A 21,973-nucleotide genomic window follows, 5' to 3' on the forward strand; every position below is an offset into this window, starting at 1 on the left:
ACAGAGCCCAAAAACCCAACCGCGCCCGGCCCTACAAGTAGAACGGATTCGGTTGGGTAACGGCTTCAATTATTAGTCTTGTTTTGGGGCAGCCTCTGTGCGCTCTGGGCGCGGCAACAAGGCCTTGCGTGACAGCTTGAACTTGCCGGTCTTAGGATCTACGTCCACCAGTTTCACCTGGATCTCTTCGCCTAACTCCAACACGCCTTCCATGCTCTCCAAACGCTCCCACTTCACTTCAGAGATGTGCAGCAAGCCGTCTTTGCCCGCCATGAACTCCACAAACGCGCCGTACGGCTGTATGGATTTCACTTTGCCTGTGTACACCTCGCCCACTTCTGGCACGGCCACAATGGCTTTGATCTTACCCACCGCCATTTGCATGGCTTCCTGGTTGGTGGCAAACACGTTCACGTAACCTTTGTCGTTTTTCTCTTCAATCTGAATCACGGCACCAGAGTCACGCTGAATCTGCTGGATCACTTTACCGCCAGGCCCAATGATAGCACCAATGAATTCTTTCTCAATGATGATATTGGTAGAACGCGGCGTGTGCGGTTTGAAATCTGCGTTAGGCTGTTGGATGGTTTTATTCATCTCACCCAAGATGTGCAGACGGCCGTTTTTGGCTTGTGCCAAGGCCTGGCTCAAAATTTCAAAGGAAAGACCTTTCACCTTGATGTCCATCTGGCAAGCGGTGATACCTTTGGCAGTACCCGTTACTTTAAAGTCCATGTCACCTAAGTGGTCTTCATCACCCAAGATGTCAGAAAGAACGGCGAAGTTACCGGTGGTCTCATCCATGATCAGACCCATGGCAATACCAGAAACCGGCGCTTTGATTTGAATACCGGCATCCATCAAGGCCAAGGTAGCGGCGCAAACCGTAGCCATGGAAGAAGAACCGTTAGATTCCAGAATATCAGAGACAATTCTGATAGTGTATGGGTTTTCGTCTTCCGGGGGCAATACTTTCTTGATAGAACGCATGGCCAGGTTTCCGTGCCCAACTTCTCTACGGCCGGTTCCGCGCATAGGCTTGGCCTCACCGGTGGAGAATGGCGGGAAGTTGTAGTGCAGCATGAATTTGTTGTAGCCAGAGAACATGGCGCCATCAATCATCTGCTCGTCTAACTTAGTACCCAAGGTTACGGTAGTCAACGACTGCGTCTCGCCACGGGTAAACACCGCAGAACCGTGCGCGCTTGGCAGGTAGTTGATCTCTGACCAGATAGGTCTGATTTGATCCAGGGCACGGCCATCTAAACGGCGACGCTCTTTCAACACTACGTCACGTACGGCTTCTTTTTCAGCATCATGGAAATACTTGCCAATTAAGGTAGTATCATAGCCATGGTCAGCCGGAAGTGATGCCACAAATTCTTCTTTTATGCCTTTGAAACCAGCTTTACGCTCGGCTTTCACACCGTTGCCAGAAGCGGCGACTGCGTAGGCTTTCTCGTAAACGGCTTGGTAAATAAGGTCTTTCAAGGCTGGGTCATTGTTCTCATGGCTGTAGGTACGCTTGGTAGTTTTACCAACCGCCAAACCTAACTCCACTTGAACGGCCACTTGCTCTTTAATAGCGTCATGGGCAATTTTGATGGCTTCCAGCATCTCTTCTTCAGACACTTCGCTCATTTCACCTTCCACCATGGCTACACTGTCAGCGGTACCGCCAACCATCAGGTCAATGTCGGCGCGCTTTAAGTCAGAAAGCAAGGGGTTGATCTGGAACTGGCCATCAATGCGGGCCACCCGTACTTCAGAGATGGGTCCGTTGAACGGAATATCAGATACTGACAAGGCAGCAGAGGCCGCCAAAGCCGCCAATGCATCTGGCAGAATCTCAGCATCAGCCGAAATCAAGTTGATGATCACCTGCGTCTCAGAATGGTAATCATCTGGGAACATAGGGCGAAGAATACGATCTACCAGACGGCTAATCAATACTTCATAGTCAGAAAGGCGTGCCTCTCTTTTCAAGAAACCGCCCGGTATTTTACCGTTAGAGGCGAATTTCTCTTGATAGTCTACAGACAGGGGAAGGAAATCAACTCCTTCGCGGGCACCTTCGTTAGAAACTACAGTGGCCAACAGCATGGCGTTGCCGCATCTCACCACTACAGAACCGTCTGCCTGCTTGGCAAGCTTGCCGGTCTCAATGGTGATATCACGGCCATTGGCCATTGAAATGGTTTTGGTTATTGCGTTATATGACATCATTCTTTTGATAAGATACAATCAACGTAAAAGGCACCCACAGGCAAAGCAAGCCAGGGGCGCAGTCAGGGGGTATTGACGAAAAGGCAAAGGCCATAAAAAAGAGAAGGGAATCCCGTTTATGAATTCCCTACTCTTTCTTATGGATGTTATTTACGGATGCCTAATTCAGCAATGATGGCGCGGTAGCGGCCAATATCAGTTTTAGTGAGGTAGTTGAGCAATCTTCTTCTCTTACCCACCAACTTCAAAAGACCCAAACGGGTTGAAAAGTCTTTCTTGTTTGATTTCAGGTGATCCGTCAAGTGATTGATCCGGGCAGTGAACAGGGCTATTTGTGATTCAGCAGAACCGGTGTCGGTGGCTGTCTTGGCAAATCCGCTGTTTTGGAAGATTTCTTTTTTCGCTTCGGTAGTTAATTTCATTGCGTGTAAAGTACTGGTCTATTTTTTCGCAGTTTATAAGCCGCAAAGTTAAGGAACAAAGGAGAATATTCAAAATTTCATGTGAATTAAACTGCAAAAATCCACTACACCGCCTTGCGGGGCTTGCGTAGCCGGGCCGTGATCTTCCGCCAGAAGTCAATCTCCAACAAACTGGAGTCATTGCGGGCCTGGAACAAAAAGAAAATGCCCACCGGCAGCAAGATGCCGTTGGCCGCCCACATGCCCACCGCCACCGGCGCCACGCCCTCGCGGCCCCACTTCTCGCCCAGAATACTCAGCACGTAGTAGATGATGAAGAACACAATGGAGATGATCACGGGCATGCCCAAGCCGCCTTTTCGAATGATGGCCCCCAGCGGCGCGCCAATCAAAAACATGATGAAACACGCCAGTGCCTGCGCAAATTTCTTGTGGATCTCTATCTCATAGTTATTGGCTTCGCGCTGAATACTGGCCAACCTTGAGGCATAGGAACTGGTGTAACTCTTTACGTTGCGCGCAGCGTTCAAGGCAGTCTGCACATCACTGAGGCTGGCCACCGGCAGTGCCTTGGGCTTGGCTTTACCGGTTTTCACGGTGTCTGGCGCTTGAAACGCCGTGAACTGCGTGTGGAACGGTTTAATGTTAGGCCCCAGCAATTTGGTCTCCACTCCTTTCTGTTTGTTCAGCGAGTCAGTGACCTGGGTAAGCTGATTGATGTTCTTCATCATTTTATTGTCAGCAAACCATTGGCTGTTGCTCCTGGTCATCTGGAACGAAGACATGTTCACCACCATTTTGTTGTACCCGAAGCCCTGGCGTACAAACCCGCTGCCCTGGGTGGGGCTGCCTTGGTTGCCCTTGTCCTCCACAAAGGTTTTGCCGTTGAACATCTCCAACACCAGGTATTGGTCATTGAACTGGGTGTACATTTTGCCCGAGTCGGCCAGCATGACCACGGTGTTGCCCTGCCCGTTGCTGTGGTCATAGATCATGACGTCTTTGAGCGTTTGGCCGTCTGGGTACTTTTTGCCCACCCTAATGCTGCGGTTGGGCAAGCCATTGTAAAACGAGCCTTCCTTTAAATCAAGCGATGGTTTTTTCTGCCGTATGTCCCACATGAGGCTGTAGGCGCGCAGGTTGGCTTTGGGTACTATGGTGTTGTGGAAGAAAAAAGCCGCCACCGTGAGCAGCACCGCAAAGACAAACACCGGCCGCAAGGCGCGCACCAGTGAAATGCCCGACGTCTTGATGGCCGTGAGTTCATGGTGCTCGCCCAAATTCCCGAAGGTCATCAACGATGACAGCAGAATAGCCAGCGGGAACGCCATGGGCGCCAGGTTTAGGCTGAAGTAAAAAAGCAGCTCCGCGATTAAGGAAGCCCCCAAATCCTTGCCTATCAGGTCATCCAGGTATTTTAGGATCACCTGCAGCAGCAGAATAAACTCCACCACGGCAAAGGTGAGCACAAAGGGCCCCAAAAAGGACTTGAGAATAAGCTTGTCTAATTTTTTCATGTAGATGCGCCGCTTGTCAGCCGCCAGCCATTCTGGAAAGGTGCTGGCATTGAGGGAAAACGGCCAAATTTACGAAAAGCGGCGGAAAGAAGCCTATCCGCCAATCAACTCCCGTAAATTCTGCACCAGGTTGTCCCACAGTTCGGTCAGCTGTTCAACGTCGCCCACGTCTGTATAGTCTATGATGCGCAGATATTGTTCCTGGGTGAGCTCACTGGTCTCAATGGAGAAGTCAATATAGCTGTAGTCATGCGGAATGCCCTTGTTGGTGTTCATGAAGGTGAACCTAACCGACTTGTTGGTGCGGTGACTGGTCATTTCGGCGATGTGGTCTGTGTTGTCCCAGACCAGGTTGAACTTGCGGTCGCCTAGCTGCACCGCCGACTCACAGAGCCACTGGGAAAGCCCCGAGGCGGTGCTCAGGTACGGGTACAACATCTTGGCAGAGGAATTGAGCGGGTATTCTCGTACAAATTTTATTTTACTCATATTGGTACTAGAACTAAAAGGTAAGGGTATAGTTTTGGTAAGGGCGGTTCTAAGCGTGAATCCAAGGGTTGCCGTCAGGAAAGCTGGCAGGTAAGCCTGAAACTACAACTTTGCTGGGGCTGGTTTGTTCCAGGGCGGCGGCGGCTGGGTCTAAGAAAGAACCACCTTGCTGCCTGCAGCAGAATAACTTGCCACTAAAACCCTAATAGTTCTCAAATAAGGCAAAATATTTTACACAAAAAAGTTTGTGGGTTTATAATTCTTCTGCCTACATTTGCACCACAATTCGGCGGGGTAGCTCAGATGGTTAGAGCGCAGGATTCATAACCCTGAGGTCGGCAGTTCGATTCTGCTCCCCGCTACAGAAGCTCCACTTTACAGTGGGGCTTTTTTGTTTTTATACCCTTCCTCCTTCTTTATTCCTTCTTAAATTTTCCGCCAATTTGAATACCTGGATTCTAACCTAGGCATGAGGATAAATTAAACTTTCCGTTTTGTCTTCTTATAAAGATCTCGGTTGCAAATGGAGTCAGCGTTTCTATTCTCTTAGTATCGTTCGCCAAGGATTTTACAAAAGGACAAACTGAGGGAAACTGTATTATATTTTTGTTTAAGCGCTTATCTACAGACAGAAAAACTGTTCCTGCGCTTTCCGTTTTCGGGCTCATTTCTGGAAACGAAGACAAAAACGGAAGTACGCCACACTTTGTACACTCCTTAAATAAGATAGGAAACGAGCGACAGAATCTGGTCACAACCTCTTTAGGCGAAGTCAATTATGGCAGCAGAAGGTCTGTTCAACCCAAACGCATTCTTCAAGTTGAAAAAAGGTGGAAGCTGCGTTTTCGGGCTCATTTCTGGAAATGAGCCCGAAAACAGAAAAACATAGGCTGCTGGTTATTATTACTTTGCAAAGCGCAGAAAGAAGTGTTCCTTCACTATTGGTAAACTAAGCCCGTTACTTCCACCAACTCCTCTTCTTTTCCAAACCTTAGCGTTACCTGCTGGCCTGGCTTGGCCCCAATTACGGCCTTAGCAATTGGCGCCACAAACGCGATTTTCCCTTGGGGCAAAGACGCCTCATCTACGCCCACAATGGTGAAGGTACGCACCAACCCGGGCTTCCCTCCTTTCACTGTCTTCAGGGTAACCGTGGCCCCAAACCTTACTTCTTCCGGGGCCTGGCCGCTGTTGTCAATTACCTTGGCATTGTTCAGCCGTTCAGACAGGGCGCTGATCTGCGCTTTAAGAATGGTCAGTTGGCGGGTCCGGTTGGCGGGTTCATCTGGGCTGGCTTCCGTTTTGGCACGCTGGGCTTCCAATTCCTCCAATTCCTGGCGCAGCAGTTCCAGACCCTTGGGGGTGACGTAATTGGTTACGCCGGGCGGCAAGGCGGCGCGTGGCGCTATAATGGGTGCCTCGCCGGCATCGTCTTCTTTTACAAATGCTCTGCTCATAATTGGTAGAACGAGGCCTTATAATTTAGGTTCATCTGGCTATGAAAGGATGCCTGAGAGCCGCAGGAAGGAGGGAAAGTAATAGTGGTTTTTAAAATTTTGTTCTACTTTTAGGCGATTCAAAGTTTTAAATAAATTTTAAGATGTCTTCAAATCCTCTGAAATTTGGTGTCTGGCTGGTGCTGCTCTTGGCGATGGCCGGCTGTAAATCCACCGCACCCGTCGCCACCACCGCTCCCCCCGTTCAGCCTATAAAAGCGCCTTCTGAGTTCAGGGCTGCCTGGGTGGCCACCGTGGCCAACATTAACTGGCCCAGCAAACCCGGCCTCAGCACTCAGGAACAACAGCGGGAAGCCATAGAATTACTGGATTTCCTGAAGCAGCATAATTTCAACGCGGTCATCTTTCAGGTGAGGCCCCAAACCGATGCCCTTTACCAAAGCAGTTTGGAGCCCTGGTCTTATTACCTCACCGGCACCCAGGGCAAAGCCCCAGACCCGTTTTATGACCCATTGCAGTTCTGGATTGAGGCCGCCCATGACCGGGGCCTGGAACTGCACGCCTGGCTCAACCCCTACCGGGCCCACCATGTGAGTGGCGGCCCGGTTTCTGACCAGTCTATTGTGAAGAAAAAGCCGGAGCTGGCCCTTTACCTGAAAGAAGGCTATTGGTGGCTGGACCCCGCCCACCAGGGCACGCAGGACCATTCCTACGCCGTGGTCATGGACCTGGTGAAACGCTATGACCTGGACGGTATCCATTTCGATGATTATTTCTATCCCTACTCTTCTTATAACAAGGAAGAGGATTTCCCGGATCATGTGACCTGGGCGGCTTACCAGAAGTCGGGCGGAAAGATGGCGCGCAACGACTGGCGCCGGCAGAGCGTGAACCAGTTCATAGAGCGGCTGTACACGGGCATTAAGCAAGAGAAAAAGCATGTGAAGTTTGGGTTGAGCCCCTTCGGGATTTGGCGCCCCGGCCACCCCGAGAGCATTCAAGGCCTGGACCAGTATGACAAGCTCTACGCCGATGCCAAACTGTGGCTCAACAAAGGCTGGATAGATTATTTCTCGCCGCAGCTGTACTGGAAAATCAACCAGATTCAACAGAGTTACCCCGTATTGTTAGGCTGGTGGCAAGGTGAAAACACTTTGCAGCGCCACCTTTGGCCCGGCATTAGCGTGGGCCGCGACAGCACCGCGCGTAACGTACAGGAAATCACCAGCCAGATCATGATTGCCCGCGGCATGCTGCCCCAGAGCCAGGGCGTGGTGCACTGGAGCATTTCGTCGCTCACTAAGAACCCGCCAATGGCCAAAGCCCTGCTGGCCGGTCCTTATAAAACCGATGCGCTGGTTCCGGCCTCGCCGTGGCTAGATAAAACCCCGCCGGCCTCCCCTACCATCAGCAGCCAGGTACAAGGTGACTCCGTGCAGGTGTCCTGGTCAACCCAAGAACCAACCGACGCCTTCAAGTGGGTAGTGTACTCGCAATACGGCAACCGCTGGACCTATCAGGTACTTACACGCAAAGACACTTCCCTCGTGCTGCGTAGGTCCTTCAAAGCACCAGACGGTACGCAAATCCCACTGTCTAAAGTGGCCGTCTCCGCCATTGACCGCGTAGGCAATGAAAGCAAATGGCAGGAAGTGGCATTGTAGATTTTTGTTTATCCAAAAAAAGGAGAAGACTATCAGGGTCTCCTCCTTTTTTTTCGTTTTTGGGCTCATTCCAGAAAACGGAGCCGAAAATGGAATCTTGTATTATTTTCTCCTTAACGGTTAGTATAAACGACGGCAAGGCCGTCGGCCGAAGCTGACGTTTATGCAATGTTAGCTGGTGTAGTTTTTCTTTTTAAAATGTTCCACCATTCCCATTTTGTCAACTGGTAACCGATAAAGAACCCTGCTGTCCTTAAAGTCCATGTTAATACTATTTCTACCGTTCTTGCATTGTCGATAAGGTGAAAGTCAGTTGTTTCTGCCGATTTCACGAACCCATATATCAAGACGATGAAAGTAATCAAGAGAATAAGAACCCGTAGAATTTTATAGGCTAATTCTTTGACATATTTTTCAAATAGCTGAAAGAACAGATAAGTGGCAAGAATCGGAGGTGCGAAATTGGCGCCAATTATAAATGCAAGTCCTTTAGTCGGGTTTTCTCTTATTATGTGACCGTGCCCTTTGTAAAATGCTTCTCCTTGATAGTCGAAGTTGGACTTTAGAAAATTGCTTAGTAGAAGAACAAGTCCGACAAGAATGAGAGTCACGACCCCAAATGAAAGAATCTTGTATAGGCTTGAGTCTTTTGAATTCATTTTTTTATTCTTTCTATACCAGCTAACGTCTAATATAAAAAACGGCGAAGGCCGTCGGCCGAGATGATTTTTATACAATGTTGGCGGACGTTGTTGTTTTATTTTCCCCGCGTATTTTTTCTGCTTTTGACCTGATTTCAGAAAAACAGCCCGAAAACAGGAAATCGGAGTGTTTGAATTATTCCGATTACAAGTCCAGTTTTGGACTGATTTCCGTAAAACAGGCCGAAAACGCAAATCTGTCCGTCGGTGATGCACGCATTTTGCGTCAATTCTTGCTCAAACGCAACGTCAATTCCACTTCTGCAACATTGGCTGAAAGTCGGAGGCGTTCCCAACTTCTGCTAAACTAATCAAAATCCTCTGCTGATTTTCTTCTGCAAGTCCAGACGATTTTTTTTAGAACTTCTGCCACTCTTGCTGATGTTTTTCTGCCGTTCCAGCTGATAAAATGTTCTTTCAATGACCGCCAACGGCCTCGTGCATGAGGCGTGCAAGGCCGTCGGCCGTAGCATGGCTTATGCACATTGTTGGCAGTAGTTAATATTCTAGCTCAAAAGTTCCGACTTCGCCTTTTTTTATGTAGATACTGTCCCTTCTAGATATCCTTTGTCCATTTTTCTTGATTAATATCATAAACTGAGTATACTGGTTACCTGCTGTAATGCCCGATACTTCATATTTGGCAAAAGGAGGGTCTGAACCATAGAACCAATAATTGTGGTTACTGCTTATCTGCTCAACTGGGATGCCGCCAGAGCCATATGTGTTAATCAAAGGTATTGCCTGGAAAAAATCATCTGAAGAATTCGGACTGAAATTCTTAAATACTACTTTAACTGTTGCCTTGCTGGGTAAATGTACGTTTGCCGTTACAGTTGTGTCCGTTTTGTTGATACCGTAGTGGCTGTCAAACTGATAATGGTAGCTATTATCCTTTTTTACGGATATGTAGTATTGCCCTTCCTCCAATTCTCTGGCTGTAGGCGAAAAGCTAAAAGTATAGCGTCCTTTTTCATCCGTACTCCCTTTAGAGATTAATCTACCTGGATTGCCTATAGGTGTAGCAGGGCTGTTCCAACCTAATTCTACAGAAGCACCTGGTACTGGGGTTTGTGAGCCTTGCCCAGTATTGACAGTTATATTGAACGTCACGCAATTTTGCTTGCAGGGGATATTGACCATAGATTCGTCCCTAGTAAAACAACCTTGTAATAGAAAAGCGACTATTAATAAGTATAAAATGTTTTTCATGATTTTGAGATTTAATTTCTGCCAACGGTTTGCAGCTACAAGAAGTTGGCGATTACGAAGCACAAAACTGTCTGCCAGCACTAAACTTGATACGAAGCACAAAGCTTCATTTAACCACTGAACCGCCAATTTCTTGTAGGTGCTGTTACCTGCTGGCATTTCTGTTGTTATTAAACTGTCCTCGCAATTTTCTTAAGTATATTATGACTTTCTCCAAATTTGCAAAGTGCATCACAATGTTCTCTTAACTCCGAGAACAAAATATATTGAATTTTTGTTTGACTGCTTTTTATAGATGGTCTAGAAAGTTGCATTACTACTTCCTTTTCTCTTTTGTTAGGTAAAACAATATATAGGTGTTGTTCACTTTCTGTGAAAGAATATGATAAGTCTGTCAACCTTAATATTCCTGAATAAATGGAAGTGCTTTTTTCAACCTCAAACGCACAAATTGGCTTGTTTGTCCCTTTCTCAAACCAAACAACATCAATAAGTCCAACGGTGTTATAAGTTTCTTTGCTAATTTCCATTTTAGGAAAATTAGATAAACTTAAAAATGAAAAATTATTTCCTTGGTGAGATTTAGATCGGTCATTCGATGCACTAATTACATCATAACCTAATGCTTGTCCAATTTTCAGTAAATGATACTGCATTTCGGTGTGTACATCAACTTCTAATTGCTCACTCTCTACTTCTTTCCTTCTTTTCTCTACTTGCTTTTCAAATTTAATTTTGTCTTCTTCTGTTATAAATTTTTCTTCGCCAATAATCATTTTCTTTGCACCTATTTCAAATAGTAACCCTGAAAACGCACCAAGGTCGTTAGAAAGTAAAGATTTATGTTTTTCATTTGTTTCAATTAATGTTTCTCGTAGTTTGAGATATTCATTCCAAGAACCTAATTTTTTGTTGTCATTGAATAGTGTGTTGTAACCATTGACAATTGCAGTGTTAAATGGTGGAATAGTAGTAGGATGCAAAAAATACAAAATGCTTGCGACCGCAGGACCAAGTCCTTTAATTTTAAGTTGGTCCAGTTTTATTATTTCTTTTAAAATCGCATCTTCTTTTGTGTTGTAATTAAAACAGTTTTCTAAAAATTGTCCGAAATCGTTTTTATTTTTTTCATTTTCATAAATGTCCGGAATTCTTAATTTTGGTTTCCAATAAAAGGGATGAGCGACACCAACAAAAACTTGCTTTTGCTCCGAAATACAAGATAAAACAAACTCTAAGGAACTTCCTTTAAAATCGTTTGGAAAATTTTTATCCTTAATGTCATTTATAACCTGCTGTACCCCTCTGCGAATTGAACGAAAAGCTTTTAGTCTTTCATCATTATTGGCGAACCAAGTATTGTAAACACTCTCGGGGTCTGCTTTATAATTTCTTATTAGTAGTTCAAACTTTTCTGTCATGGTTGTCTTTTTTATGCTTGCAGGTAACGGTTTGGCTAAACGACGGCGGAGGCCGTCGGCCGATGCTGGCGTTTAGCTCTTGTTAGCGGTAGGGCTTTTTTTAATATTTTAGATAGTCTACTTTTTCTAAAGTCCCAGCGAATTGCATTAGATGACCTTTGCTTGCAGAATTCACCAGTCCGCGAACAATAACTTTTTTATTTTTCAGCTTTTCCAGCTCTTCTTCAGGCAATAATCCTTCTTCAAAGTCCGTCCAAAGAGCATTTTTTGAATCTTTCCTGTTTGCGTCCGCCCGAGTTTTATATAATCCAACATTCTCAAATTCATAGAGCAAGATTCCCGTTGCTTCTATATATTTTCCGTCAAATCGGCTGGGATTTTCAAGAAGCGTATTAATTTCCACGCTTATATACTTAGTCGATTCTTCTTTTGTCGTTTTGAATTCTTTGGATTCATTGCAACTAAAGAGAAAAAGCGGTAATAAGATTGTTAAGAGTCTATTCTTCATTTTTCTATGCCTTACCGCTAACGGACTTGGCTAAACGACGGCGAAGGACGTCGGCCGAGATGACGTTTAGCCTTTGTTAGCTGTTGTTCTTTCTTCTTCTTTTAAAGATAAATTTTATTTCCTCTAACCAACTACTTTTTTGCCCCTGTTGATTATCTGTTTGATTTGAAGAATTTTCTGATTCATTTACTGGGAACCATTCCTTGCCGGTAAGATATTTTTCAAAATCCGAAAGCAACAAGGAAGCCGCTTTCTCTAAATAGTCCTGTTCTACGTCCTGGTCTTCTTTAAGAACAAAATAAACCAATTGTCCGCCGAGGTGTGTTTCAGGTGGAGTTGTGTTAACTATTCTAATCTCAAAACCATAGTCTACAGGATGATAGGCATTCGAGACCCTTACAACCCTTTCAGCCGCTTTGTTGATGTATTCTATTTGGTCATAAATAATAACCCCATTCGGTTGCTTACTTTCGGTATGCGTCGGTTTATCATAGCCGTAGTCCGTTGAAAGGCATTCAAAAAACCTCAGTGACTTCTCAATGAAGTTTTTCCTTTTAGCATCATATTGCTCTTTTATATTCATAATATGAATAACAGCTAACGGTTAGTATAAAAAACGTGCGAGGCCGTCGGCCGTAGCATGATTTTTATGCAATGTTGGGTGAAGCCATTTTTTTATTTACAGCTTACAACGCCAGCTTTAAAGTTTATTTTAGACACGCTTGGGTCTATTCTGCTATATGTTATTTTAATGCATTCCCCAATATTTGGATTTAAGCCATCCTGTGATTTTTGACTAGCTTCATATTTTTGTCCGTTAACTTGATAGTCGTAATGGATTAATGGATAAAGTGAAACTCTTACTCCTTTTGAATTTTGAAGGAAAGTCACTTTCCCTGTCGTTTCTGCCGAATCCTTAAAAGCTTTTTCTTTATATAAGTAGTTGTTTACGCCCCAAATTAAAGCTGCTGAAAAGAAAACAGTCATTACCAGTCTATAAGTTGTGAATTCTATTCCTGCAATTTTGAACAAGTATTTCTTTTCCAATTTTTATTTTATTGGTTACACCCAACGGCCTCGTGCATGAGACGTGCAAGGCCGTCGGCCGTAGCATGGCTTATGCACAATGTTAGCAATAGGAGTTTTTATTCTAGTACAAGCGCTATATCAAACTTACCTAGCTGCTTAGAAAAATCAGCTAAAAAAGAAGGCTTGAGCCATACTGTATCTTTCGTGTCCTGTCGAATGATTTGCATTTCTATGATATTGCTAAATATTTCGTGTCGATAAGATTCTTCTTGAAAGGTGAAGTTAGGCAAGTTGCTTCCGCTTGAAGCCGCTGAATGGGGGTTGATTATCATCTTATAATATTCTAGTCCGTCCCGGTTTTCTTTTAAATATGTACCGCCAGAACTGTCCTTTGTCAGTTTACTATCCTCCGCTTTCCAGTCTTTTTTAAGCTTATAGAATTCAATGGTGTCCTTTATTGCAAAATCATAATCACTTCTTTGAGTTGGCATTAGTGAGAAAGTGATTATGATTTTATCTTGAGTATTATTGATTATGTAGAAACTGGATAGCCATGAACAGCCACTAAGACTGAAAACCAAAATCGAATAAATGAATAGTAAACTTTTCTTCATTCTCTTATTGCTAACGGTTTAGCTAAACGACGGCCAAGGCCGTCGGCCGAGTCTGGCGTTTAGCTGTTGTTGTGGTGCGTTTTTCTTTCTGCTTTAGCTATCAAAATCCTGACATTCTACTTCACAAACATAACAGCCAATTTCCTTCAGCTTTGGTAATGTGTTATTCAAATAATACCCATAGTCAGTGTACCTGTCAGAGCCGATGATTCTTTTACCGATTCCAGGGGTAATGTGCAATTCGTAATGCTTTGCATACCCACTGTTTTTATTCTCTAGTGGGTAAATCAGGAGAATGTTACATTCAAAGTATTCCCTATCACAAAATGTAATAGCGTTCAGTTTGTTGCTCCTTTCCCTATTGTCCAGTATTTTGTAAACTTCTTCTACATCATAGAATACTTTATAGTCGAAGTCGTCAAGGTCATTAACCGCTATAGAAGAGAATTTTCCGTTTTGGTCTTTGAGAGTCCAGAAATCATTGGTGAAATCGCGGATGAGGTCTGATAGAGTTTTATGGTTAGTAACTACTCTTATTTTGATTGACCTTGAAACGCTCATTTTTTATATTTTAAATGCACCACAACGGTTAGTATAAAAAACGTGCGAGGCCGTCGGCCGAAGCATGATTTTTATACAGTGTTAGCAGTTTTTATTTTTTGTACACAATTGCAATATTTCTATCTTTTATCTTTAATTCTATACTTTCAATGTCTCCAATATCGTGCTTTATCGCTAACTCATAATTTGCAAAAGACTCACCATTAGTATCCGAGCCATAACCAGCAAGCAACACTTTATTATTTATTTCACTTACAACTTTCATTTGCTTTGGGGACATTTGTAAGTAATTTTTCCAAACTGGATGTATGCCATCTAAACTGTAGATTGATACAGTATGTCCTTGTCCACCATTAATATTATTTTCTATTCTTATTGCACGGCCACTATTCGGGTTATCACTAACAATTCTTCCATTCTCTAATCTTTGGTGAGAATTTGATACAAAGAATATATTGGATAGGTCTAGTTTAAAGTTTCCAGATGCAGCCCCAGCCATCTTTTTTTCTAATTCTCCTAGTCTTTTGTATTTAATCTGAACTGCATTATTTTTAGCCATTGAGTCTCCTAAATCGGCTGCTCTTTCATAATCTAACTCTGCCTTAGTTATGTTGTTAAGCATTTGATTTGCTACACCTCTTAAATTGATTGCACTGGCAAAATTTGGGTCTATTTTTATTGCATTATGACTAGCAATAAAAGAATCTACAAAATTTCTTGTCTGTCCATCGCATACAGCTTTGTTTGCAAATATTATTTCATCCTCAACTCCATTTTGGATAAGGAGCATATATAAGGAGCTTGCTTCAGTAAATTTTGTTTGCTTTAATAAAACATTAGCCTGGTCGAAGATTTCATTAGCTGTCGCCATAAATTGTGATTTTATAAAAAGTTTATTTAGTTTCTAGTTGTAAAATTCTATCAATTTTTCAGGCTTGCTAAAGGAAAAAGTTACCTTAACAGGTTCACTATCTTGAAAAAATAGATTACAGCAATAAGGCTCGTTAGTAGCAAAATCTTTTTTATGTCTAGTAGCGCCAATTGCCATTTTTAAACCCAATATTCCCATGCAGTTTGTATTTGTTTCTGCTGGTAATGTTACAATTTGCAATCTATCATTTGAAGTTATGAATTCATCTAAAATAAATTGATTAGCAATTTGGTCAAACAATAAATTGTCATAAACTGTTATTCTATAAGTTTCTTCCCCGTCTTGGGTGATGACTGTAAAATAAATAGGTAGTTCACTATTTCCCGATTTAACTAATTTGCCTTCTAACCATATTTCGTATCTTTTCGGACTAAAGGTGAATGTCTTTTTTTTTAATTTTTTAAAAGGCTCGAAAGTGTCAAACATATCTTTAAGTTAATTTTCATGCTTACTCTAACGTTTTCAGCTTACCGTTTTTTTTTATTAATTACTGCTAACGGTTTGGCTAAACGGCGGCGATGGCCGTCGGCCGGAGTTGGCGTTTAGGTGTTGTTATGTGCAGTTGTTTCTTTTCTTTGGCCAAGCTGCTACTTTTTGCTTTTCTGTTTTGGGCCTGTTTTTGGAAAAAGAGCCCGAAAACGCAAAAACGAAGCTTTAGGCGAATTCTTTTTCCGTCCTGTTTTCGGCCTGATTTCCGAAAATCAGGCCGAAAACGCATTTCGAGTCGTCGCGTTGAACGCATTTTGCGTCCGTCTTTGCTCAAACGCCTGGACAATTCCTCTTCTGCAACTTTTGCCGATAAAAGTCGGGGTGCGTTTGCAAACTTTTGCCAAGGTAATCTAATTCCTTTGCTCGTTTTGATTACGTTTTGCTTCCAGAATTTGCGTTCAGTTTTTTCTTTTCACTTTTTGAGAATCGCTGAATGGCCAGCTACGAGCCATGTTTACAATTGCACATAACAGTTAGTATAAGCGGCGACGATGGCCGTCGGCCGAGATGCCGTTTATACCTTGTTAGGTGCTGGCGTTTTTTGTTTTATTATTTTCAATTCTGCTTTATTATTAGAAAGCCATAAATGGAGGTGGTAAAAATCCTCTCCATCTAATCCATCTTCGCTGAGTTTGTCCAAATTACCGTAATAAATTCGTGTTCTATACAATCCCTTCTCTAGTTCAATCCTTTGGGCATCTGGGAAATATTCAGTACATCCTGAGATGACTAATTTTCCTGATGGTAATTCTAAATCACATTCATTTATTTGGTCGTATGGAGTTAAATCAAGGGGAAGTTTTGGTTCTGTATTGAATATTTCTATCGTTACAGGTACATCCATATTTCTGACAGTTCCAACCCCAATTGTACCTTGAGCTAAAGCTAAAAATCGGTCACAAGCTTCCTGAGTCCAAGAATCAGATAAATCCCCCTCCAATTCTTCATCTAGTAGGTAGAACTGGAAGTAATCAGCAAATAAGTCTGTTTGGATTTCTTTAATCTTCATTTATAACTTCGCTTGCACCCAACGGTCTCGTGTAAAAAGTGTGCTAGGCCGTCGGCCGACGCATATTTTTTACACAATGTTGGGTGACGTTATTTTTGGTTGAATTTTTCCTTGCCGTTGTAGAGATTTTTGGGCGGCGATGCGACAATGATAACTACAGCTTTTTTCCCGTTTGCATTGAAATTGCTATTAAGCTCGTCACCCCAAACAACCTTTACTTCTTTTAACAAGTCGGGTGTTATGCTGGCCAAGTCACCTGCGTAATTATCTGTTAAGACTTTTCCATTCAGGATATATTGGAAACTGTCATCACTTCCTTCAACTTCAAGTCGTTTATTATAATCACTACTTGCTTCTTTCAGCACCTTCTGGTACTTAACCTTAGCAAATGCTTTAGTTTCAATCTCAACGGCTCCATCTTTAGCCTTGTCTCCGTATCGGGTTGTTGCGTCCTTTCCAAAATAAGTTGTTAAAGAGGCAACATCTTCAGCTTCCATTGTTTGCATTGCAGATTTATCAGATGCCTGTCCGTCTATAATGAAGTGAGGATTGGGGCCAAGTTTATTTACGGCCTCAATAGGTGATATTCTTTGTGCAGGTTTGCAGCCAAGGAATGAAGTAGCTAAAGCAACAACGAGTATATATTTTTTCATTTCTTAATTTATAATGACACCCAACGGTCTCGTGTAAAAGACGTGCAAGGCCGTCGGCCGACGCATGACTTTTACACAATGTTGGCACAAGTAGTTTTTATTTATGCTTCCCTATTAGTGGCTTTAACTCCTTTGCTAATGCGTTTTCTACAATTGGCATCAAGTCCGCCATGTTCTTCTCAAATTCATAAACATGGATTTTGAATTTAATCGGTAGATTTTTTGCCCAGTAGTAGAGCTGAAGTCCTTGAGTCGCTTTAACTTTGTAGTAACCTAAATGTTGGATTAGTCTGCCCCAGAACTGCGTTTTTACTTTCCCTACGTATAAAGCTCTGGTATCAAAGTTTAGCGTCTTTTTAAGGGCAGGTACCGACTTATAATCACCTAAGTTGATATATTTAGTTAGTTCAGCAATAATTGCTTGATTGTCTATATCAGAAATTATTTCAAACCAGTAAAGAACTGGGCCTGTAACTTTCTTAAGCTGGCTGAATGTTTCTTTGAATTTTTCTGAATCCCTAATGTCGATATGATTGTAATCTTCTAAATCTTTACAATCTACTTCAAACGTCTGATAGCTTTTTATCCCGTTTCTTGATACTTCAATAAGAGGTTCAGCGGCTTGACCACAGATTTCCTTTATTCTATCGATGTGATTCATTATTAATTCTATCTATTTGTGCCAACGTCTAGTGTAAAAGACGGCGACAGCCGTCGGCTGGAGATGACTTTTACACGATGTTGGGTGTAGTCATTTTTATTCACATTTCACTATGCCAGCACTAAAATTGATTTTTGACACGTTGGGGTCGGTTATGCTGTAAGTTATTTTGATGCAGTCCCCAATTTTTGGGTTTAATTCTTCTTCTGACTTTTGACTCCCTTTAAACTTTTGTCCGTATACTTGATATTCGTAACGGATATAAGGATAAAGCGAAACCCTAACTCCTTTTGAGTTTTGAAGGTAGGTCACTGTTCCGGTCGTTTCTCCTGAATCCTCGAAAGCTTTTTCTTTATAAAGGTAATTTTTTACTCCCCATATTGTAACTGCTGAAAAGAAAACAGTCATTATCAATCGGTAAGTTGTAAACTCTATTCCTGCAATTTTAAATAAATATCTTTTTTTCAATTCCCAATTTATTGATTACACCCAACGGTCTAGTATAAAAAACGTGCTAGGCCGTCGGCCGTAGCATGATTTTTATACAATGTTAGCGGTAGTTTTTTTTCTTAATTTCATAAATTATTAGGTTATAATATTAAAGAGTGCAAAAGTTGTCATTAACAAAATATGAAATTGCTCTATATCTAACATTTTCAATTTTGTCTATATCCTCTACAATATTAGCTTTATCACTGTGGTGATTTATAACTTCCTCTTCAAAATTATCTATATTTCCTCCCCCAAATGCTCTTTGGATGAAGCTACAAACCTCTATATCTTCTCTAAAGTCACCTGCATGAAAGCCTGGGTTTAAAAAAGAAATTACTGATTTTTTATTCTTGTAATAATTATTTGTAATTACAAAATTGTTTTCATCTATTGGAATATATAAGTAACAAAGGTATTTTGCTGAATAGGGCTTAAACATAAAAAGGTCTCTAAATTTGCCGTCTTCTTCTTTGCAAACTCCATATTTTAGCACTTTAGTATTGAATTCTTTTTCTACAAGTTTTGATATTTCAGCAATATTTATGTTTAATATTTCCTCTATTGAAGGTTGCTTTTTTTTGAGAAACGAATCAAATAGTCCCATTTTTTTGGTTTTTAAGGTTATAAATAATATAAAACTCTTCTATATGCAACACTTCCGAGTTTGGAATAGATGTCATCAGAAATTAATGTGTCGCTAGTTGAATAGATGTCGTTAGTGTCCATTCCACTTGACATTGCATAACTCATCTTTATTTGGCCTCCATCATACACTTTTAATCCTAAATCTTTTGAACAAAAGTTGATAACGTCATTAAATGAGGACTTATTTGTTTGAAGGTTTCTATTATAAATAAAGCCTTGGTCATTTACTGCTACTAAAACTAAGCAAGCATATGTTACATCATTATCGTTGAAAGATTTTAATTTTGGGAAACTTGGCCCAAAAACATTATTTTCTTTCCCAGTTAGGTTTGAACTTTCGATTGGGTAAATAGTCCTAAAAAGTCCGCTGGTTTTTTTAGCAAACATTTTACGAAGAATTACTGTATCGAATTCTTTTTCTATTTCTTGACTCAACCTGTCCAATGAGTTTTTAACTTCACTATTTTCCATATTATTTTTTTTAAATTACCGCTAACGGTTAGTATAAAAAACGTGCGAGGCCGTCGGCCGAAGCATGATTTTTATACAATGTTGGCAGAAGTTATTTTTTTATCAATTACCTCAAGCAATTCTTTGTAATTATTTATCCAATAATTGTCTGTCTCATTTTCAAAAACATACAAGAGATTTAATTTGATTCTTTGCAACATTTCAATATCGTATTCATTTGGACTAAGTGAATAGAAACAGGCTCCTAAATTTTGTGAAAGGAAATCTAGGTTGTCTGACTGCTCAACTTCACTAAAAATTTTACAAAAAAGGTAATCTTGCCGCAGATATTTGTTTCCTCCAAAAAGAATAGGGCTAGCAAGTTCAAAAAGGAAGTTATTTGGCCAATCCCAAATAACTCGACTGAATTCTTCGGATTGTTTTTCAGTTAAGCTTCCAACAACTGATTCTAAATGTGGGATATGTTCATATTCCCAAGCACCACAATCATCATTAATGTTTTCGGATAAGTAATATTTAAGATGTTCAATTGGATTATCTAATTCCATATCTTTTATAATTACTGCCAACGGCCTCGTGCATGAGACGTGCAAGGCCGTCGGCCGGAGCATGCCTTATGCACCTTGTTGGCAGGAGTGGTTTTTCCTAAACATTACTTGGTGCGAACCCAATAATCATCGTAATATTCAAATCCCCCATCTGCACGGACAACTAGAGTATCGTCTTTAAACCAATATTTGGCTTCATTTCTCCATGATTCCCCATTTAGGTTTTCTCCAAATATTATGATTCTTGAATCGGTTATGTCGTAATTACATCTTGCCGTTTCTACTCCAGAATAATCGTAAGAGATGCTCGTTTTATCCTTTCTGTACTCAACCATGCTTTGCTCATTTGTAGGTACCAAATGATTTCCTGTCATGGGGTCATTGGTTTTTACATATTTCCATTTGCCAATTATTGGATTTGCTTGTGGAGTGTTGTCCTCACAACTTGTTGCTATTATTGTACACAACAACGCAACTATTACTACTATTTCTTTTCTCATAATTGTTTACTTCAAAATCAGCTGTTTAATTAGATGATATCAGAAAGTGCAATAAGGTTGCATGTTTCAGTTCTGGCTTCTTAATTAATCATTATCTCCATTACTGCCAACGGTTAGTATAAAAAAACGTGCTTGGCCGTCGGCCAAAGCATGTTTTTTATACAGTGTTAGCGGTAGGCATTTTTTATTTTAACGATTTGTTGGTTCTTTTTTCTAAGAAATACTTTCTGTCCTTCATATTTGTGTCTCCCCAAAGTATCCATTTTCTTATATTGCTTTGTTTTCTCTTAACTACTTTCCCTTTTGAGTTTAACTCAAAGAGTTTTCCGTTTTTATAGAGCAATCTTCCCGGCCTTTCTGATGCAGCGTAATTTGGAACTTCTAGCCCTCTAAATTTCTGCTGCACAGAGTCGGGCAGCGATGATGTAAATTCATCTGTTTGTTTAGGGGCAAACATTAGGTAAAGAGTGTCGTTATGGAAATCATATGCACCTTTTGACTCATCAATAAATAAATCGCCCGAGAATCGGTAATTGAAAGTAGAATCGTTGTTTAGCTGCAACTCTGTGATGAACCATCCGCTTACTCCAAAGTTACTTGAATAGTAGCCTAAAAAGTCTTTGCTTGTCCTACATGAAGATATAAGAGCAATAAGCAAGCACAATATGATTGTTCTTTTGATATATGATTTCATATTTATGCTTACCGCTAACGTACTTGTGTAAACGGCGGCGAAGGCCGTCGGCTGATGCTGGCGTTTACACGTTGTTGTGCGGAGGTGTTCTTTTACTTTTCCCCGCGCTTTATATTATTTCTGTTTTTGACCTGATTTTGGAAAAACAGCCCGAAAACAGAAAATCGGAGCGTATGACTTTTTTATTTGTCCGTCCAGTTTTGGCCTAATTTCCGAAAAAGAGGCCGAAAACGCATTTCACTCTGTCGGTTCTGCAAGCATTTTGCGTCCGTTCTTGCTCAAACGCAACGTCAATCCCTCTTCTGCTACTTTTGCGACATTCGTTGGTCAAAGTCGGGCGGCGTTCAATTTCTTTTGTAAAGCTAATTTAAAAAATCTTGCTGATTTTCTTTTGCGGCTTTTGCCACGCTAACCGATTTTATTTTTGAACTTCTGCTACTCTTGATGATAATTTTTTCTGCAGTTCAAGTTGTCAATTCATTATTTCACTTGCGCACAACGGTTAGGCTAAACGACGGGCGAGGCCGTCGGCCGAGGCTGGCGTTTAGGTGTTGTTAGCGGCTGGCATTTTTTAATTATTGACCTCTTCCGTTTGAAATCCAATATTTATCTTTTTTCTTTTATACCAATCATTTGCCAGTAAGATAAGAATCAGTAGCGAGAAGACATTGAAGCTAATCCAATCGCTTATTGCTAGTTCGATATTGTATCCAGACTTCGTAAAGAATTTCAGGTTGTCGGTGTATATATTTACGGATTGAAGTCCATAAATAATAACTAGGGTTACTAATGCCCATTTCTTTCCTTTAATCAATTTGTAGGCTATCCAACAAACGATTGCTTCAAATATTATTAAGCCGAATAATAGCATGCTTCCTACTTCTGCTGAAATAGCATAATAGGCATTAACCATTAAAGTAAAGAGTGACCAAATAAAAACTAGCTTGTAGAGTAACTCAGATTTCATATTTTATTGCTTGCCGCTAACGGTTGGTATAAAAAACGTGCGAGGCCGTCGGCCGAAGCATGATTTTTATACAGTGTTAGGGGCTGTAATTT

At 41.6% G+C, this 21,973-nt stretch carries 26 protein-coding genes and 1 tRNA gene; 2 read left to right on the forward strand and 25 right to left on the reverse strand.

All coding sequences use genetic code 11. The annotated features are described in order from the left end of the window. Window positions 1-72: 72 nt before the first annotated feature. The 4 genes from pnp to IMY23_RS04530 form a co-directional block, all read right to left on the reverse strand. Window positions 73-2,223: a polyribonucleotide nucleotidyltransferase gene (gene pnp / locus IMY23_RS04515; RefSeq protein WP_192823688.1), complete on the reverse strand. Its 2,151-nt coding sequence runs from the start codon at window positions 2,221-2,223 to the stop codon at window positions 73-75. A gap of 149 nt (window positions 2,224-2,372) precedes the next feature. Further along, a complete protein-coding gene (rpsO, locus tag IMY23_RS04520) occupies window positions 2,373-2,648 on the reverse strand; it encodes a 30S ribosomal protein S15 (RefSeq protein WP_192820943.1) in 276 nt (91 codons plus the stop codon). 104 nt (window positions 2,649-2,752) lie between these two features. Next, window positions 2,753-4,165 (reverse strand): LptF/LptG family permease, encoded by a 1,413-nt coding sequence (locus tag IMY23_RS04525; protein ID WP_192820944.1) that lies wholly within the window; start codon window positions 4,163-4,165, stop codon window positions 2,753-2,755. 93 nt (window positions 4,166-4,258) lie between these two features. Beyond that, window positions 4,259-4,654 carry an START-like domain-containing protein gene (locus IMY23_RS04530; RefSeq protein ID WP_192820945.1) on the reverse strand — a complete coding sequence of 132 codons (396 nt, stop codon included), beginning with the start codon at window positions 4,652-4,654 and terminating at the stop codon, window positions 4,259-4,261. Window positions 4,655-4,942: 288 nt separating this feature from the next. On the opposite strand from IMY23_RS04530, the gene IMY23_RS04535 reads away from it, so the two are divergent. Further along, window positions 4,943-5,016, forward strand: a tRNA-Met gene (locus IMY23_RS04535). A gap of 576 nt (window positions 5,017-5,592) precedes the next feature. On the opposite strand, the gene IMY23_RS04540 is transcribed toward IMY23_RS04535, so the two are convergent. After that, entirely contained in the window at window positions 5,593-6,111 is a 519-nt protein-coding gene (locus IMY23_RS04540) for a GreA/GreB family elongation factor (RefSeq protein WP_192820946.1), read from the reverse strand. 143 nt (window positions 6,112-6,254) lie between these two features. Here IMY23_RS04540 and IMY23_RS04545 point away from each other — a divergent pair, with 143 nt between their 5' ends. Next, window positions 6,255-7,775, forward strand: coding sequence for a glycoside hydrolase family 10 protein (locus tag IMY23_RS04545; RefSeq protein WP_192820947.1), 1,521 nt, complete (start codon window positions 6,255-6,257; stop codon window positions 7,773-7,775). A gap of 161 nt (window positions 7,776-7,936) precedes the next feature. Here IMY23_RS04545 and IMY23_RS04550 read toward each other — a convergent pair whose 3' ends face one another. The 20 genes from IMY23_RS04550 to IMY23_RS04645 form a co-directional block, all read right to left on the reverse strand. Then, window positions 7,937-8,434: a hypothetical protein gene (locus IMY23_RS04550; RefSeq protein WP_192820948.1), complete on the reverse strand. Its 498-nt coding sequence runs from the start codon at window positions 8,432-8,434 to the stop codon at window positions 7,937-7,939. Window positions 8,435-8,974: 540 nt separating this feature from the next. After that, on the reverse strand, window positions 8,975-9,847 hold the full coding sequence (locus tag IMY23_RS04555; protein WP_192820949.1) for a hypothetical protein: 873 nt from the start codon (window positions 9,845-9,847) through the stop codon (window positions 8,975-8,977). Window positions 9,848-9,858: 11 nt separating this feature from the next. Beyond that, a complete protein-coding gene (locus IMY23_RS04560) occupies window positions 9,859-11,109 on the reverse strand; it encodes a hypothetical protein (protein WP_192820950.1) in 1,251 nt (416 codons plus the stop codon). Window positions 11,110-11,209: 100 nt separating this feature from the next. Continuing rightward, on the reverse strand, window positions 11,210-11,617 hold the full coding sequence (locus IMY23_RS04565) for a hypothetical protein (RefSeq protein WP_192820582.1): 408 nt from the start codon (window positions 11,615-11,617) through the stop codon (window positions 11,210-11,212). Between the two features lie 76 nt (window positions 11,618-11,693). After that, the gene (locus IMY23_RS04570; protein ID WP_192820951.1) at window positions 11,694-12,200 is read right to left on the reverse strand and encodes a hypothetical protein; all 507 of its coding nucleotides are present in this window, start codon (window positions 12,198-12,200) and stop codon (window positions 11,694-11,696) included. Between the two features lie 92 nt (window positions 12,201-12,292). Continuing rightward, window positions 12,293-12,664, reverse strand: a complete 372-nt coding sequence (locus IMY23_RS04575) for a hypothetical protein (protein ID WP_192820952.1) — start codon at window positions 12,662-12,664, stop codon at window positions 12,293-12,295. Between the two features lie 98 nt (window positions 12,665-12,762). Further along, window positions 12,763-13,260 carry a hypothetical protein gene (locus IMY23_RS04580; RefSeq protein WP_192820953.1) on the reverse strand — a complete coding sequence of 166 codons (498 nt, stop codon included), beginning with the start codon at window positions 13,258-13,260 and terminating at the stop codon, window positions 12,763-12,765. 93 nt (window positions 13,261-13,353) lie between these two features. Beyond that, window positions 13,354-13,821 carry a hypothetical protein gene (locus tag IMY23_RS04585; RefSeq protein ID WP_192820954.1) on the reverse strand — a complete coding sequence of 156 codons (468 nt, stop codon included), beginning with the start codon at window positions 13,819-13,821 and terminating at the stop codon, window positions 13,354-13,356. Window positions 13,822-13,912: 91 nt separating this feature from the next. After that, window positions 13,913-14,692 (reverse strand): hypothetical protein, encoded by a 780-nt coding sequence (locus IMY23_RS04590; protein WP_192820955.1) that lies wholly within the window; start codon window positions 14,690-14,692, stop codon window positions 13,913-13,915. A 33-nt stretch (window positions 14,693-14,725) separates the two neighbouring features. Next, window positions 14,726-15,178: a hypothetical protein gene (locus IMY23_RS04595; protein WP_192820956.1), complete on the reverse strand. Its 453-nt coding sequence runs from the start codon at window positions 15,176-15,178 to the stop codon at window positions 14,726-14,728. Between the two features lie 577 nt (window positions 15,179-15,755). Beyond that, complete coding sequence (locus IMY23_RS04600; protein ID WP_192820957.1) at window positions 15,756-16,250, reverse strand: hypothetical protein; 495 nt, start codon at window positions 16,248-16,250, stop codon at window positions 15,756-15,758. Between the two features lie 89 nt (window positions 16,251-16,339). After that, window positions 16,340-16,903 carry a hypothetical protein gene (locus tag IMY23_RS04605; RefSeq protein ID WP_192820958.1) on the reverse strand — a complete coding sequence of 188 codons (564 nt, stop codon included), beginning with the start codon at window positions 16,901-16,903 and terminating at the stop codon, window positions 16,340-16,342. Window positions 16,904-17,000: 97 nt separating this feature from the next. Then, window positions 17,001-17,564: a hypothetical protein gene (locus IMY23_RS04610; RefSeq protein ID WP_192820959.1), complete on the reverse strand. Its 564-nt coding sequence runs from the start codon at window positions 17,562-17,564 to the stop codon at window positions 17,001-17,003. A gap of 96 nt (window positions 17,565-17,660) precedes the next feature. After that, window positions 17,661-18,032: a DUF3592 domain-containing protein gene (locus IMY23_RS04615; protein ID WP_192820960.1), complete on the reverse strand. Its 372-nt coding sequence runs from the start codon at window positions 18,030-18,032 to the stop codon at window positions 17,661-17,663. Between the two features lie 130 nt (window positions 18,033-18,162). Next, window positions 18,163-18,660, reverse strand: coding sequence for a hypothetical protein (locus tag IMY23_RS04620; protein ID WP_192820961.1), 498 nt, complete (start codon window positions 18,658-18,660; stop codon window positions 18,163-18,165). A 17-nt stretch (window positions 18,661-18,677) separates the two neighbouring features. Further along, window positions 18,678-19,172: a hypothetical protein gene (locus IMY23_RS04625; RefSeq protein WP_181308331.1), complete on the reverse strand. Its 495-nt coding sequence runs from the start codon at window positions 19,170-19,172 to the stop codon at window positions 18,678-18,680. Between the two features lie 71 nt (window positions 19,173-19,243). After that, the gene (locus tag IMY23_RS04630) at window positions 19,244-19,720 is read right to left on the reverse strand and encodes a hypothetical protein (protein WP_192820962.1); all 477 of its coding nucleotides are present in this window, start codon (window positions 19,718-19,720) and stop codon (window positions 19,244-19,246) included. A 104-nt stretch (window positions 19,721-19,824) separates the two neighbouring features. Then, window positions 19,825-20,220, reverse strand: a complete 396-nt coding sequence (locus IMY23_RS04635; protein WP_192820963.1) for a hypothetical protein — start codon at window positions 20,218-20,220, stop codon at window positions 19,825-19,827. A gap of 184 nt (window positions 20,221-20,404) precedes the next feature. After that, window positions 20,405-20,914: a hypothetical protein gene (locus IMY23_RS04640; protein ID WP_192820964.1), complete on the reverse strand. Its 510-nt coding sequence runs from the start codon at window positions 20,912-20,914 to the stop codon at window positions 20,405-20,407. 571 nt (window positions 20,915-21,485) lie between these two features. Continuing rightward, window positions 21,486-21,881, reverse strand: coding sequence for a hypothetical protein (locus IMY23_RS04645; protein WP_192820965.1), 396 nt, complete (start codon window positions 21,879-21,881; stop codon window positions 21,486-21,488). Window positions 21,882-21,973 lie beyond the last annotated feature (92 nt).

The organism is Rufibacter sp. LB8, assembly GCF_014876185.1.
Taxonomy (GTDB): domain Bacteria; phylum Bacteroidota; class Bacteroidia; order Cytophagales; family Hymenobacteraceae; genus Nibribacter.

Bases quoted from the DNA above. Each gene is read 5' to 3' on its own strand.
- pnp (WP_192823688.1), bottom strand. From the start codon at position 2,223: ATGTCATATAACGCAATAACCAAAACCATTTCAATGGCCAATGGCCGT.
- rpsO (WP_192820943.1), bottom strand. From the start codon at position 2,648: ATGAAATTAACTACCGAAGCGAAAAAAGAAATCTTCCAAAACAGCGGA.
- IMY23_RS04525 (WP_192820944.1), bottom strand. From the start codon at position 4,165: ATGAAAAAATTAGACAAGCTTATTCTCAAGTCCTTTTTGGGGCCCTTT.
- IMY23_RS04530 (WP_192820945.1), bottom strand. From the start codon at position 4,654: ATGAGTAAAATAAAATTTGTACGAGAATACCCGCTCAATTCCTCTGCC.
- IMY23_RS04540 (WP_192820946.1), bottom strand. From the start codon at position 6,111: ATGAGCAGAGCATTTGTAAAAGAAGACGATGCCGGCGAGGCACCCATT.
- IMY23_RS04545 (WP_192820947.1), top strand. From the start codon at position 6,255: ATGTCTTCAAATCCTCTGAAATTTGGTGTCTGGCTGGTGCTGCTCTTG.
- IMY23_RS04550 (WP_192820948.1), bottom strand. From the start codon at position 8,434: ATGAATTCAAAAGACTCAAGCCTATACAAGATTCTTTCATTTGGGGTC.
- IMY23_RS04555 (WP_192820949.1), bottom strand. From the start codon at position 9,847: ATGCCAGCAGGTAACAGCACCTACAAGAAATTGGCGGTTCAGTGGTTA.
- IMY23_RS04560 (WP_192820950.1), bottom strand. From the start codon at position 11,109: ATGACAGAAAAGTTTGAACTACTAATAAGAAATTATAAAGCAGACCCC.
- IMY23_RS04565 (WP_192820582.1), bottom strand. From the start codon at position 11,617: ATGAAGAATAGACTCTTAACAATCTTATTACCGCTTTTTCTCTTTAGT.
- IMY23_RS04570 (WP_192820951.1), bottom strand. From the start codon at position 12,200: ATGAATATAAAAGAGCAATATGATGCTAAAAGGAAAAACTTCATTGAG.
- IMY23_RS04580 (WP_192820953.1), bottom strand. From the start codon at position 13,260: ATGAAGAAAAGTTTACTATTCATTTATTCGATTTTGGTTTTCAGTCTT.
- IMY23_RS04585 (WP_192820954.1), bottom strand. From the start codon at position 13,821: ATGAGCGTTTCAAGGTCAATCAAAATAAGAGTAGTTACTAACCATAAA.
- IMY23_RS04590 (WP_192820955.1), bottom strand. From the start codon at position 14,692: ATGGCGACAGCTAATGAAATCTTCGACCAGGCTAATGTTTTATTAAAG.
- IMY23_RS04595 (WP_192820956.1), bottom strand. From the start codon at position 15,178: ATGTTTGACACTTTCGAGCCTTTTAAAAAATTAAAAAAAAAGACATTC.
- IMY23_RS04600 (WP_192820957.1), bottom strand. From the start codon at position 16,250: ATGAAGATTAAAGAAATCCAAACAGACTTATTTGCTGATTACTTCCAG.
- IMY23_RS04605 (WP_192820958.1), bottom strand. From the start codon at position 16,903: ATGAAAAAATATATACTCGTTGTTGCTTTAGCTACTTCATTCCTTGGC.
- IMY23_RS04610 (WP_192820959.1), bottom strand. From the start codon at position 17,564: ATGAATCACATCGATAGAATAAAGGAAATCTGTGGTCAAGCCGCTGAA.
- IMY23_RS04620 (WP_192820961.1), bottom strand. From the start codon at position 18,660: ATGGGACTATTTGATTCGTTTCTCAAAAAAAAGCAACCTTCAATAGAG.
- IMY23_RS04625 (WP_181308331.1), bottom strand. From the start codon at position 19,172: ATGGAAAATAGTGAAGTTAAAAACTCATTGGACAGGTTGAGTCAAGAA.
- IMY23_RS04630 (WP_192820962.1), bottom strand. From the start codon at position 19,720: ATGGAATTAGATAATCCAATTGAACATCTTAAATATTACTTATCCGAA.
- IMY23_RS04635 (WP_192820963.1), bottom strand. From the start codon at position 20,220: ATGAGAAAAGAAATAGTAGTAATAGTTGCGTTGTTGTGTACAATAATA.
- IMY23_RS04640 (WP_192820964.1), bottom strand. From the start codon at position 20,914: ATGAAATCATATATCAAAAGAACAATCATATTGTGCTTGCTTATTGCT.
- IMY23_RS04645 (WP_192820965.1), bottom strand. From the start codon at position 21,881: ATGAAATCTGAGTTACTCTACAAGCTAGTTTTTATTTGGTCACTCTTT.